At 66.9% G+C, this 12,777-nt stretch carries 10 protein-coding genes and 1 tRNA gene; 3 read left to right on the forward strand and 8 right to left on the reverse strand.

Annotated elements, in window-relative coordinates:
* Positions 1 to 11: 11 nt before the first annotated feature.
* The 3 genes from QWJ37_RS12275 to QWJ37_RS12285 all read right to left on the reverse strand — a co-directional run bounded on the left by QWJ37_RS12275 (position 12) and on the right by QWJ37_RS12285 (position 2,651).
* Positions 12 to 995 carry a ribose-phosphate diphosphokinase gene (locus tag QWJ37_RS12275; protein WP_227904251.1) on the reverse strand — a complete coding sequence of 328 codons (984 nt, stop codon included), beginning with the start codon at positions 993 to 995 and terminating at the stop codon, positions 12 to 14.
* Positions 992 to 2,482 (reverse strand): bifunctional UDP-N-acetylglucosamine diphosphorylase/glucosamine-1-phosphate N-acetyltransferase GlmU, encoded by a 1,491-nt coding sequence (gene glmU, locus QWJ37_RS12280; RefSeq protein WP_290245741.1) that lies wholly within the window; start codon positions 2,480 to 2,482, stop codon positions 992 to 994. The genes QWJ37_RS12275 and glmU overlap by 4 nt, the downstream gene beginning before the upstream one ends.
* A 97-nt stretch (positions 2,483 to 2,579) precedes the next feature.
* Positions 2,580 to 2,651: transfer RNA gene (locus tag QWJ37_RS12285), tRNA-Gln, on the reverse strand.
* Between the two features lie 106 nt (positions 2,652 to 2,757).
* Here QWJ37_RS12285 and QWJ37_RS16195 point away from each other — a divergent pair.
* Positions 2,758 to 3,831 (forward strand): TetR family transcriptional regulator, encoded by a 1,074-nt coding sequence (locus tag QWJ37_RS16195; RefSeq protein ID WP_356882331.1) that lies wholly within the window; start codon positions 2,758 to 2,760, stop codon positions 3,829 to 3,831.
* Between the two features lie 3 nt (positions 3,832 to 3,834).
* On the opposite strand, the gene QWJ37_RS12300 is transcribed toward QWJ37_RS16195, so the two are convergent.
* Genes QWJ37_RS12300 through rsmA form a run of 3 tightly spaced genes read right to left on the reverse strand, consistent with a single transcriptional unit; the run spans position 3,835 to position 7,570 of the window.
* Positions 3,835 to 5,706: an ABC-F family ATP-binding cassette domain-containing protein gene (locus tag QWJ37_RS12300; protein WP_227904250.1), complete on the reverse strand. Its 1,872-nt coding sequence runs from the start codon at positions 5,704 to 5,706 to the stop codon at positions 3,835 to 3,837.
* Positions 5,707 to 5,712: 6 nt separating this feature from the next.
* The gene (locus QWJ37_RS12305; RefSeq protein ID WP_227904249.1) at positions 5,713 to 6,675 is read right to left on the reverse strand and encodes a 4-(cytidine 5'-diphospho)-2-C-methyl-D-erythritol kinase; all 963 of its coding nucleotides are present in this window, start codon (positions 6,673 to 6,675) and stop codon (positions 5,713 to 5,715) included.
* A gap of 10 nt (positions 6,676 to 6,685) precedes the next feature.
* The gene (gene rsmA, locus QWJ37_RS12310) at positions 6,686 to 7,570 is read right to left on the reverse strand and encodes a 16S rRNA (adenine(1518)-N(6)/adenine(1519)-N(6))-dimethyltransferase RsmA (protein ID WP_227904248.1); all 885 of its coding nucleotides are present in this window, start codon (positions 7,568 to 7,570) and stop codon (positions 6,686 to 6,688) included.
* A gap of 248 nt (positions 7,571 to 7,818) precedes the next feature.
* On the opposite strand from rsmA, the gene QWJ37_RS12315 reads away from it, so the two are divergent.
* The gene (locus tag QWJ37_RS12315; protein WP_290245424.1) at positions 7,819 to 9,069 is read left to right on the forward strand and encodes a helix-turn-helix transcriptional regulator; all 1,251 of its coding nucleotides are present in this window, start codon (positions 7,819 to 7,821) and stop codon (positions 9,067 to 9,069) included.
* A 3-nt stretch (positions 9,070 to 9,072) separates the two neighbouring features.
* Here the strand turns inward: QWJ37_RS12315 and QWJ37_RS12320 are convergent, their stop codons facing one another.
* Both QWJ37_RS12320 and QWJ37_RS12325 read right to left on the reverse strand, forming a co-directional pair.
* Positions 9,073 to 10,212 (reverse strand): resuscitation-promoting factor, encoded by a 1,140-nt coding sequence (locus QWJ37_RS12320; protein WP_290245425.1) that lies wholly within the window; start codon positions 10,210 to 10,212, stop codon positions 9,073 to 9,075.
* Between the two features lie 354 nt (positions 10,213 to 10,566).
* Positions 10,567 to 11,553 carry a TatD family hydrolase gene (locus QWJ37_RS12325; RefSeq protein WP_290245426.1) on the reverse strand — a complete coding sequence of 329 codons (987 nt, stop codon included), beginning with the start codon at positions 11,551 to 11,553 and terminating at the stop codon, positions 10,567 to 10,569.
* Between the two features lie 149 nt (positions 11,554 to 11,702).
* On the opposite strand from QWJ37_RS12325, the gene QWJ37_RS12330 reads away from it, so the two are divergent.
* On the forward strand, positions 11,703 to 12,767 hold the full coding sequence (locus tag QWJ37_RS12330; protein WP_227904245.1) for a MoxR family ATPase: 1,065 nt from the start codon (positions 11,703 to 11,705) through the stop codon (positions 12,765 to 12,767).
* Positions 12,768 to 12,777 lie beyond the last annotated feature (10 nt).

Consider the following 12,777-nt stretch of genomic DNA (forward strand, 5'->3'; position numbering starts at 1 on the left):
AGCGGTACCGCTTAGACCTTGCCGTCGAAGAGGCTGGTCACTGATCCGTCTTCGAAGACTTCCCGGATGGCCCGGGCAATCATCGGCGCAATGGAGAGGACGGTGAGCTGCTCGAAGCGCTTGGCGGCAGGGATGGGCAGCGTATTGGTAACCACCACTTCCCGCGCACCGGACTCAGCCAGCGTCCGTGCGGCAGGATCGGAGAGCACGGCGTGCGTGGCGGCGATGATGACATCCTTCGCGCCGGCTTCCTTCAGCACGCGTACGGCACCTGCAATGGTTCCGCCGGTGTCGATCATGTCGTCGATGAGCACGCAGGTACGGCCCTCGATCTGTCCCACTACCTGCTTGGACACGGCCTGGTTGGGCACAGTCAGGTCGCGGCTCTTGTGCACGAACGCGAGGGGCGCACCGCCGAGGCGTTCGGCCCACTGCTCGGCAACGCGGACGCGGCCGGTATCCGGAGAGACCACGGTGACGTTGGTGGCATCCACCCGGGTGCGGATGTAATCAGCCAGCAGCGGGATGGCCATCAGGTGATCCACCGGACCGTCGAAGAAGCCCTGGATCTGCGCGGTGTGCAGATCCACGCTCATGATGCGGTCCGCGCCGGCCGTTTTGTACAGGTCGGCGATCAGGCGTGCGGAGATGGGTTCGCGGCCGCGGCCCTTCTTGTCCTGCCGGGCATACGGGTAGAACGGGGAAACCACGGTGATGCGCTGGGCCGAGGCCCGCTTGAGCGCGTCGATCATGATCAGCTGTTCCATCAGCCAGTTGTTCAGCGGTGCCGGGTGGGCCTGGATCACGAAGGCGTCGGTACCGCGCACGCTCTCGTTCGGCCGGACGTAGATCTCGCCGTTGGCGAAGTCATACGCAGCCAGCGGCAGCAGATCCGTATCCAGGCAGCGTGCAATTTCCTCTGCCAGCTCTGGATGGGCCCGTCCTGTGGCTAGGACGAGCTTCTTTTCACCCTTGGAGGTGATTTCGCTGCTCATTCGTGGTCGCTTTCTCGCGTGGGGTTACCTGTGGGGGAAGAAGCTGAAAGGGCCGCTGCGGCGGCCTCTGCGGCGGCGGTGCCGGCCCGATTGGCCTGCACCCAGCCATCCAGGTTGCGCTGCGGGGCGACATTGATGGCCAGGGCACCGGCCGGGACGTCCTTGCGGACCACCGTTCCGGCTCCACTGTACGCCCCGTCGCCTACGGTGACGGGCGCCACATACATGTTGTCGCTGCCCATCCGCACGTGCGATCCGATGGTTGTGTGGTGCTTGTTGACGCCGTCGTAGTTGACGAAAACGGAGGCGGCACCGATGTTGGACTGCTCACCGATGGTGGCGTCCCCCACATAGGAAAGGTGGGGAACCTTGGAGCCGTCACCGATGTTGGCGTTCTTGGTTTCCACGAAGGTCCCGATCTTGCCCTTCACGCCCAGCACGGTGCCGGGACGCAGGTAGGCGAACGGACCAACGCTGGCACCGGCACCCAGGACCGCGTCGCTGCCGTGCGTGCGGACCACTGATGCGCCTTCGCCCACCTGGACGTCCGTCAGGGTGGTATCCGGGCCGACGACGGCGTCACGGGCGATACTGGTGCTCCCGTGCAGCTGCGTGCCGGGAAGGATGGTGACGTCTTCGGCCAGGGTTACGGTCGAATCGATCCAGGTGGTGGCGGGGTCCGTGATGGTAACCCCGGCACGCATCCACTTTTCCAGGATTCGCCGGTTATGTTCTGCGTTCAGGGCGGCCAGCTGGACCCGGTCATTGGCCCCTTCCACCTGCCACTGATCCTCCGTCACCATGGCAGCGATCCGGCCACCGGCATTCCGGGCGATGGCCAGGACATCGGTCAGGTACATCTCGCCCTGGGAGTTTTGCGTGGTGACCGATTCCAGGGCGCCGCGCAGCACGGCGGCGTCGAAAGCGTAGATTCCCGAGTTGATCTCATCCACCGCACGCTGTTCATCGGTGGCGTCCTTGTGCTCGACGATGCCGGTCACCGTGCCGTCTTCGGCGCGCAGCACCCGTCCGTAGCCGGTGGGGTCGGCCAGCCGGGCGGTCAGCACCGTCACTGCGTTGCCGTCTGTTTCATGCACGGCGACCAGGCTGCGCAGGGTATCCGCTTCCAGCAGGGGTGCGTCGCCGTAGGTGACCACTACGGTGCCTTCGAGTGTGCTCACGGCATCCAGTGCTGAGACAGCCACCTGGACGGCGCGCCCGGTTCCCGGCACCTCGTCCTGGTCAACAATCACGGCCTCCGGTGCATGGCTGGCAGCATGCGCGGCCACGATGTCGCGTTCGTGGCGCACCACAACGGCCAGGAAGCGCGGGTGCAGTGCCGATGCTGCGGCGAGGGCGTGTCCGAGCATTGAAATGCCGCCCACGGGGTGCAGGATCTTCGGGGTCCGGGACTTCATCCGGGTGCCGGCGCCGGCTGCAAGAACAATGACCGCTGCAATCCCCTCCGCAGAATTACCGCTGGTCAGGACATCGTTGGTGGTCACGAAATGGCGCTCCTTGGTGGTACGGGCGGTCTCTGCGTCGCCGGCCGGGCTTCCCCGCCAGGGGTGCCGCAGCACAGCGTTCCGCCCATAGGATTCGAACCTATACTCCACGGCTCCAAAGGCCGGGGTGCTGCCATTACACCAGGGCGGATCATGTGCCTGGCTTGCCACGCACACAAGAGTTTAGTCTGCCACGGGAGCCGATGCGTACGCGAGTTGACCGGAGGGGCCCGCTGCCCGATGGGTACACTGGAGCGGTGGTAAAGACTCCCGCCGGCGGCGCACGGCTGCGTATGACCGGCGTCCAGCGCCGTGCCCAGCTGATCGAAGTGGCACGAAGCCTGTTCGCCCTGCGCGGTCTCGACGGCGCAACAATCGAAGAAATAGCCGCCGCGGCTGGCGTGTCCAAACCCGTGGTGTATGAGCATTTCGGCTCCAAGGAGGGGCTTTACACCGAGGTGGTGGACGCCGAGTTCAACCGTCTCCTGCAGGTGATCACCGAGTCACTGACCGGCCCGTTCGGTCCCCGCGTCCTGTTGGAGCGGGCTGCCTATGCGCTGCTGGATTACATCGAGAACCACACCGACGGTTTCCGGATTCTCACCCGGGATGCACCGCCGTCCCAGCCCGACGGCACTTTCTCCACGCTGCTCTCGCGGATTGCCCGGGACGTGGAACACATTCTGGCCAAGGAGTTCGGCAGCCGCGGCCTCAGCGCCGAGGTGGGCGGCATGTACGCCCAGATGCTGGTGGGCATGGTGGCCATGACCGGACAGTGGTGGCTGGACTCCCGGACTCCGGACAAGGCAACCGTGGCTGCCCATTTGGTGAACCTGTCCTGGAACGGCCTGACTGGCCTGCAGAAAGATCCCCGGCTCTCCCACATGGACACGGCCGCGCCCGCCGGGGGCCTCCCGGACACCGCTCCGGCGGTCCTCCGCATCTCGGCTGTGCTGGTGAGCGATGACGCCGGCCGCATCCTGCTGGTCCGCAAGCGCGGGACCAGCCGGTTCATGCAGCCCGGCGGCAAGCTTGAGCCCGGAGAATCGTTTGCCGCTGCCGCGGCCCGCGAGGTAGGCGAAGAGCTGGGACTGGCTGTCCCTGCCGCCGGCCTCGAGGATCTGGGGCACTGGTACGGCCCCGCCGCCAATGAAGAGGACACCTTCATTGATGCCGGCCTTTTCGGCTGGACCCTGCCCGCCGGGAGCCCGCAGCCGGCCGCTGCGGCGGAGATAGAGGAACTCCTGTGGATTTCGCCTGCAGCCGCGGCGGAGCGCACCGATTTATCGCCGCTGCTCAGCGAACATATCCTGCCGCGGCTGCTGGATTAGCTCCTATTCCAGCAGCTCGGAAGCCTCCAGCCACTGCATTTCCAGATCCTCCTGCTCCGCAGCCACGGCCTGGAGCTTGGTGTTGAGTTCGGCAAGCAGTTCAAAATCGGCTCCGGCCGAACGCTGGGTCACCTCGCTCATCTGCGCATTGATTTTCTCTGCCTGGGCCGTCAGCTTGCTGAGCTGACGCTCAATCCGGGTGAGGTCCTTTTTCGCTGCGCGCTTCTCGGCTTCGGAGATCTCCGGGCCGGCTGCCACAGCCGTCGCGGTGCCGCCTGCAGCGCCGGGGCGGGATGAACCGGCGGCTGCTGCCCGGGCGGCCTGGGAAGAGCCGCGGGCCGCCGTCGAAGAGGATGAATTCGCTGCCAGCGCCTGCTCCCGCAGTTCCAAATACTGATCCACGCCGCCTGGCAGTCCGCGCAGCTTCCCGTCGCCGAGCAGGGCCATCTGGTGGTCCGTCACGCGTTCGAGCAGATAGCGGTCATGCGAGACGACTACGAGGGTGCCGGGCCAGCCGTCCAGCACGTCCTCAACCGCGGCGAGGGTGTCGGTATCCAGGTCATTGGTGGGTTCGTCCAGCATCAGTACGTTCGGTTCGCCCACCAGCAGCCTCAGCAGCTGCAGCCGGCGGCGCTCACCGCCGGAGAGCTCCTTCACGGGCGTCCACTGGCGCTGTGCCGAGAACCCGAGCTGTTCCACCAGCTGTCCGGCCGAGAGCTCGCGCCCGCCAACATTGAAGACGCGCTTTTCGTTTTCAATGACCTCGATGACCCGCTGGTCGGCGACCTCATCCAGCTCGCGCACTTCCTGGGACAGCACGGCCGTCTGGACGGTCTTGCCGCGCTTCAGCCGGCCTGCAGTAGGCTCGATCTCACCGTTCAGCAGCCGCAGCAGCGTGGTTTTCCCTGCGCCGTTCACGCCCACCAGTCCCAGCCGCTCCCCCGGCGCCAGGCGCAGGGTGATGTTCCTGAAGAGGTCCATGTCCCCGAACCGCAGGGACACGTTCTCCAGGTCCAGCACGTCCTTGCCCAGCCGGGCGGTGGCCATTTTATTCAGGGACAGGGTGTCACGCGGTTCAGGCACGTCAGCGATGAGGTTGTTGGCTGCTTCAATGCGGAACTTGGGTTTGGCGGTCCGTGCCGGCGCGCCCCGGCGCAGCCAGGCCAGTTCCTTCTTCACCAGCTGCTGGCGTTTGCTCTCCACCACGGAGGCCATCCGGTCCCGTTCGGCGCGGGCCAGCACATAGGCGGCGTATCCGCCGTCGAACGGATCCACGACGGCGTCGTGGACTTCCCAGGTCCGGGTGCAGATTTCGTCCAGGAACCAGCGGTCGTGGGTGACTACCAGCAGCCCGCCGTCGGTGGGGCGCCAGCGCTGCTTCAGGTGCCGGGCCAGCCACGCCACGCCTTCCACATCGAGGTGGTTGGTGGGCTCGTCAAGCATGATCACGTCGTCGTCGCCGGTAAGCAGCTTGGCCAGCGCCACCCGGCGCTTCTGGCCGCCGGAAAGGGAGGATACCCGTGAGTTCCAGTCCACTTCCTGGACCAGCCCGCTCATCACGTCACGGATCCGGGGGTTCGAGGCCCACTCGTAGTCGGCGGCGTCCCCCACGATCGCCTGCCCGACGGTCAGGTCCCCGTCCAGCACGTCCGTCTGGTCCAGGTAGCCCACGGTGACGTCGCGGCGCCGGGTGACCCTGCCCTCGTCCGGGGTCTGGCGTTCGGCCAGCAGGCTCATGAGCGTCGACTTGCCGTCGCCGTTGCGTCCGACCATGCCGATCCGGTCGCCCTCCTCCAGGCCGAGGGAGACGCCGTCGAGGATGGTGCGGGTGCCAAAGGAAATGCTGAGGTTCTCAGCACCAAGCAGGTGTGCCAATCGGAACTACTTTCTGTACGTCGGTGATTCGGGGGCGGCCTCCGGAAGGACGACGGCGCCGGCGGCCGGGCCGTGAACGGCGAGTGCGCCATGTCCCTCGGCACGCAGAGCGGCGGCCAGGGCTGCCGCACCGGTTTCATCGGAGGCGAGGAACGCAAGGGTGGGTCCGGAGCCGGACACCATGCCGGCCAGGGCGCCCAGCCGGGTCCCGGCCGCCAGAACGGGTTCCAGCTGCGGTGCCAGCTCCAGGGCCGCCGGCTGCAGGTCATTGGCTAAAACGCCGGCCAGCTCCCCGGGGTTCCCGGAGGCGATGGCCGCCAGGACGTCCGGATCCGCCTGAACAGGTTCGGCCACGGCAGTATCCGCGCGGAGGCGGTCCGTCTCGGCATAAACCTTCGGGGTGGACAGACCGTAGCCGGCCGGGACCAGGACCCAGTGCAGCGGCGCCGCCGCCGCGACCGGAGTCAGCCTGTCCCCCACGCCCAGTCCTGCTGCGACCCCGCCCATCAGGGAGAACGGTACGTCGGCTCCGAGGCCGGCTGCGAGTTCAGCCAGCTCACGGCGGCTGAGGCCGGCGTTCCACAGTTCGTTGCAAGCCACGAGGGCAGCTGCGGCATCGGCCGATCCGCCGCCCATTCCGCCGGCAACCGGCACTCGTTTGGCGATGTGCAGGTGGACGCGGGGGCTGCGGCCGGCACGCTTCGCCACGGCACGCGCCGCACGGGCGGCCAGATTATCCGCGTCCTGCGGGATGCCTTCGAGCGGAACCCGGCCGTCCGGGTCACTGAGGCTGACCCGGACCCCGTCCCCGTCCCACTCCGTTGCCGTAACTTCCTCAAAGAGGGACACGGCCAGGTAGATGCTGGCGACGCTGTGGTAGCCGTCCGGCCTCGGCGGACCGACCTTGAGGGAAACATTGATCTTCCCGGGAGCCTGCACACGGACGGAAGCGGATGGGGCCGGGGTCATCGTGCTTTCCTCAGGCAAGGAGGGCCTTTCGTGCCTCGGCGATGCGGGCGAAGGCGGCGATGTCCAGGACCTCGCCGCGGGCGCTCGGATCCACGCCGGCGGTGCGGAGGGCTGTCTCCGCCTCGGCCGGGCTGCCTGCCCACCCTGCGAGAGCGGCGCGCAGCGTTTTGCGGCGCTGGGCGAACGCTGCATCGATTACGGCGAACACTTCCTGCCGGCTGGCGCGGGTCTGCGGCGGGTCGTGGCGGGTGAATCCCACCAGCCCGGACGCGATCTTCGGAGCCGGCCAGAAAACGTTCATGCCAATCACACCGGCCTTGCGCATGGTGCCGTACCAGGCTGCCTTGACCGAGGGAACACCGTACGTTTTCGAGCCCGGCTTGGCGGCCATCCGGTCCGCCACCTCATCCTGGACCATTACGAGGCCGTGCTGCAGCGAAGGGAAGTGCTCCAACAGATGCAGCACCACCGGAACCGCCACGTTGTAGGGCAGATTGGCAACCAGTGCCGTGGGCTGGGCAGGCAGTTCGGTGATCCGCATGCCGTCGCCCAGGACCACGTGGAGCCGGTGCGCGGCTTCCGGGCGGCGTTCAGCCACGGTAGCGGGCAGCCTGCCGGCGAGGACAGGGTCAATTTCCACCGCCACCACCGTTTCCGCGGCGTCCAGCAGGCCGAGGGTCAGCGAACCCAGGCCGGGACCGACCTCAAGAACTGTCTCCCCCGGCTGGATATCCGCTGCCGCCACAATCCGGCGGATGGTATTGCCGTCAATAACAAAGTTCTGTCCGAGCGTCTTGGTTGGCCGGACGCCAAGTTCCTCTGCCAGCGCCCGGATATCCGAGGCGCCAAGGAGCGCAGGGACCGATGATCGGGGGGCAGGTTCGGATTCACTCACCCAGTAATACTAGCGGAGCGGGGGTACCCGCCCGAGCCGGCAGGCATCCCCGGGGGCCGCCCACGGCCGGTCCCGACGGTCCCGGATCCCCGGGTCAGGACCTGGTCCCCGTCGAGGAAAAACCAGTTGGCTGGTTTACCCCCGATAAGCGCTTCATGCTCTGCCCCAGCCATTCCCCGACCGGTAGCATCGAGCGCACCTGCGGCCCCCTACAGCGTGCCGCATACCCGGGGATTGGCGGGAACGGAATGGGCAAATCATTCGGTGAACAGCTGCGCTCGGAACGCTTGGACCGGCGCCTTACACAGGCAGAACTCGGAAACGGCATCTATGCGCCGCATGAGATATCCCTCTACGAAACCGGCAGGCGGGAACCCGCGCCGCGAGCGGTCGAGCTGTTCGCCGAGCGGCTCGCTGCTGTACCGGGACGTGCCGGCCCCTGGCCGGGCCGGCTCCAGGACAGCCCGTTGTTTCTGGCTCTTTCCGCCAGGCAGTGCCTGGATGAACGCGATTACCCGGAAGCCCTTCGGCTCTCCGGTGCAGCCGCGGGTGCGTCGCGGACCATCGGTGATTCAGCCGGCTGGTGGGCGATGACCTATCTGGGCGCCCGCTGCCTGCACACGGTCCATGCTTTTCGGGACTGCATCCGGGCGACGGCACTGCTGGCGTACCACCCGCTGGCCGGGGAGGAACAGGGACTGAAGGCACAGGCGGAGACGTTGCTCTCCTCGGCCTGGCTCGGGCTCGGGGACCTCGGCGCGGCCATCACCCACGCCCGCGCCGCCGTCCGGGCAGCGCACCGCCAGGGGCTGGGGCCGGAAGTGTTCCTTGACGCTTCCGAGGCCCTGGTGTGTGCGCTGGCGGAAGCCGGCCGGCTGGATGAAGCCTGGGAGTACTGCAGCACCCTTATGCTGCCCCTGCTCGAGGGAGGGATGGGGCGTCAGGCCAAGGGGAAGGCGTTCTGGGCCGTCGGGAACGTGGCCTTCCGGCGCGGAGATCCTGCCGGCGGGCTCCGGCACCACCGTGCCGCGGCGGGCCTGCTCCAGCCAGGGGCCGACGTCGAACTGTGGGCACGGTTCAACAGCGGCACGGCTGCCATGCGACTGGCTGCCGGGATCCATGACGGCGAGACCCTGGCGTGCATTGAGCATGCCGAGGCGGCCACGGCCGTGGTGGGGCTGCCGGTCTCAGCGCAACTGGAACTGGTGCACAGCCGTGGCATCTGGCTGGACCTGAACGGTGACCATACGCTGGCCGTAGGGATGCTCTCCGACGTTTACGCCCGGCGGGAGGAACTCCCGCCACAGACTTCCGGCGAGGTTGCCCTTCACCTTGGACTGGCCCTGGCGCGCACCGGCCGGCCCGAAGACGGCTCGGCCTACCTGGCCGACAGTGAGCAGCGCTTCCGGTCGGTGGGAGCCGCGGACCGCGCTGCTCATGTGGCAGGCCTGGCCCACCGGGTCAGCACCGGGCGCATCGGGCCGGGCCTGCCGCGGTAGGTGTTAGAGCAGGCCCAGCTTGGCTGCGCAGGACGGCCAGTGGCCCCAGCCCCCGTTGGCACGCAGCTTTTCCGCCACGGCTATCTGCTGCTCCGGTGTCGCAGCACTGGCCACGGGCGCGTATGCTCCGCCGCCGGCGCCGAGCCAGCTGCCGCTGCTGAACTGCAGGCCGCCGTAATACCCGTTGCCGTTATTGATGTGCCAGTTGCCGCCGGATTCGCACTGTGCCAGCGCAGCCCAGGTTCCTGAAGAGGGCGCGGCACCGGACCCGGCCGCCGGCTTGGCTTCAGGGGCAGGACGTTTCTTCGTGCCGGTGGCAACAGCCTCGGCTACCGGCTCACGGGTAACCGTTTCGCTGACCAGCGTGCGGCTGACTTCACGTCCGTCGACTACCGTCACGGCGAAAACGCGCGTGCGTTCTCCGTCCACGCCTGCCGTAGTGACCTTCTTTTCGCCTTCGAACATCTCGGCGTCGGGAACCTCTGCTGTGGAATGCGGAAGGGCTTCCTTCTCGGTTTCCTCCACGCCGGCGGAGATCCGGGTGACCTTAATGCCCATACCATCCACCAGGGCCGCATCTGCGGGTGCGGATACCTGGTCGGCGGCACCCAGAACGACACCGGACTCGTTCAGCAGGTCCCGGACGCTGGTGGCGGTGGTGTTCCGCTCGTGGCTCTTGCCGTCCACGGTCACGAAGACCGTTTTGGGTGTGGAGATCGACACTCCGCCGGTGAGTCGTGCCAGCGACGTATCCAATGATGCCGAAACCGCGGAATTGGAGGAGACCCGGAGCTCACTCACCAGGTCCGCGACGGTCTCGCCCGTGGTGTGCACGGTGGTCCCGTTGCCGTCGAGGGTGACATCCACGGCACGGGCGCGCTGGACCTCTACCGTGGTGCCGTCTTCGAGCGCCTGGGCGGGCTCGGGGCTTACCCGGTCAGCGGAGGTTAGGGAGATATCGGCTTTTTGCAGGACGTCGGCCACTGTGCCCCCGAAGGTCTGCACTTCCTGGCTTTCGCCGTCAACTGTCAGCACTACTGATTTGGAGGCGCCGACAAACGCGACCAGCCCCAGCACCAGACAGACCATAACGGCGGCCTGCGCAATAATCTTTACCCCACGCTTTGCGAGTGAATTTGCCACGGGTTCCCAAACTGTCACAGCATCCGGGCACGGGGATTTAAGTGCGCGGACGCGGCTGCCCGTTTCCTGCCAAAGGCAGGAAGGAACCCGCGCCTGACACAGGCGTAGCGGCAAAAGGTCCCCAACCCGTCACGGCGCGGCAGTTACGGCACTCAGCCGCAACAACCCCCGCCTGCTGACGCAGACAGGGAACCTGCAATTCCCGCGTCGGAACCAGGTTCCGTTCGCGGTCTTGACACCAAACTAGTCCGGATGCCTTCCCCGACCCCGGCTAATAGCTCCCTACCGTAACCGAACCGTGATGTAAGGGCAAACGAGGTGTCCGGGCTCCCGTCTTCCGGTACCTGCCCGCGCCTACCGCTCCGGATGGGCTCCGCGGGTGCCGCCGGGAGCAGCTTCCGCGGTCGCGGCCGCACTCCGGGTATCCGTCCAGGAGCCGTAGGCCCGCTCGGTATTGGCCGCCAGGGACTCCCCCAGTTCGGCCGCAGTCAGGTCCAGCCGGTCAGCCATGAAACGCACCGTGTAAGGAACCATGTAGCTGGCATTCGGGCGGCCCCGGTGCGGATGGGGCGTAAGGAACGGGGCGTCGGTTTCAACCAGGAGCAGGTTCCTGTCAGCCTCGGCGAGCGCCTGGTGCAGGCCGTGCGAGTTCTTGAATGTCACTGTCCCGGAGAAGGACATGTACCAGCCGTTCTCGTTGCAGATCCGGGCCAGTTCCGCGTCGCCTGAGAAACAGTGGAACACCACCGTGTCCGGGGCGCCCTCCTCCTTCAGCAGCCGCACGACGTCGGCGTGGGCATCACGGTCGTGGATCTGCAGTGCGAGGCCGAGCCGCTTGGCGATGTCCATATGCCGGCGGAACGAATACTGTTGGCGTTCGAGTCCGTCCTCGCCTGTCCGGAAATAATCCAGCCCGGTTTCCCCGATGGCCCGGATCCTCGGATGGGCTGCGAGAGCTTCAATTTCGGCGAGCGCCGCGTCCAGGGTTCCCTCCGCCGCCAGCTGCGGGGCGTCATTCGGGTGGATGGCCACTGCGCCGAGGAGCCTGCGATCGGCGTCGACTGCCTTCGCGGTAAACCGGGAGGATTCCAGATCCGTTCCTACCTGGATGGCGCCCTTCACCCCCGCGGCCTCGGCCGCGTCGAGTGCTGCCCCGAGGGCGACCCGGAAATCACCCGCCGGGAAGTCGAAGTGGGTGTGATTGTCCATGACCGGAACCGGCAGCGGTTCCGGAGCGGGCGGGTAGCCCTTCCCCTTATGCCGCACCGCATCCGCGCCGGTTCCTTCCGGAAGGTAGGCTGCCGGTGTGCTGCCCGGAACATATCCGCTGCATTTACTCATGTTCTTAAGCCTAAGGGAGCTTGTACTCTGGACGGACAAGTCCCGCCGGCGGCTGCTGGCCTGTCCGGGGTTCGGATAATGCGCCAGTATTCAGGACCTTGCAGCCGCTCACGGCTCTTGCCGCCTAATGCCCAGCACGGAAGGTGTCCATGGACGCTCCAATCCCCTCTGCCGCCGCGGCGTCCCTCCACGGTCTTCCTTCCACCGGCTCATCAGCAGGCACTGCGCTCCACTCCCCGACCTATGCCGCGGATCCCGAATCCTTCCAGCACCAGGCGGCCGGCATCCTGTCAGCAATCGGGACAGTGATTGACGGGAAGGAGGAGGCCGCCCGCCTTGTCCTCACCGTGCTGCTGGCGCAGGGGCATGTGCTGCTGGAGGATGTGCCCGGCGTCGGGAAGACCATGCTGGCCAAAGCCCTGGCCCGGACCATCGACTGCACGGTCAGCCGTATCCAGTTCACCCCGGATCTGCTGCCCTCCGACGTCACCGGCGTGTCCATCTACAACCAGGACAGCCACCGCTTCGAGTTCCGGCAGGGCCCGGTGTTCGCCAACGTCGTGATAGCGGACGAAATCAACCGGGCCTCCGCCAAGACCCAGTCCGCGTTGTTGGAGTGCATGGAGGAGCAACAGGTAACAGTGGACGGCGGCACTCACCGGCTGGCCGCCCCGTTTATGGTGGTGGCCACACAGAATCCCATTGATATGGAGGGCACCTATCCGCTGCCCGAAGCCCAGCGTGACAGGTTTATGGCCCGGATTTCACTTGGTTACCCGGATGCCCGGTCCGAAGCGGACATGCTGGAAAACCACCAGGCGGGTTCGCCCCTGGAAGGCATAGCCCCAGTGGTGGATCTGCACGAGACACAGGCGATGATTGCCCGCGTGCGTGATATCTACGTGTCGGCAGCCGTCAAGGATTACACGGTGGCGCTGGGCCGGGCTACCCGCGAGCATCCGGACCTGCGTCTGGGGGCCAGCCCGCGGGCACTGCTGCAGCTGCTGCGGGCGGCCAAGGCCATGGCGGCGCTGGACGGCAGGGATTTCGTCCTGCCCGACGACGTCGCCGGGCTGGCGGATTCCGTGCTTGCGCACCGCCTCCTGCTGCACCGCAGAGCGGCCGGTGCCGGTGAAAGCGCCTCCAGCTGCATCGCTGCCGTTATCGACTCCGTTCCGGTTCCCCGAACGGCCCCGGAGCGCTCACGCCGGTAACAGCCTGCGC

Source organism: Arthrobacter sp. YD2 (genome assembly GCF_030410475.1).
Taxonomy (GTDB): domain Bacteria; phylum Actinomycetota; class Actinomycetes; order Actinomycetales; family Micrococcaceae; genus Arthrobacter_B; species Arthrobacter_B zhangbolii.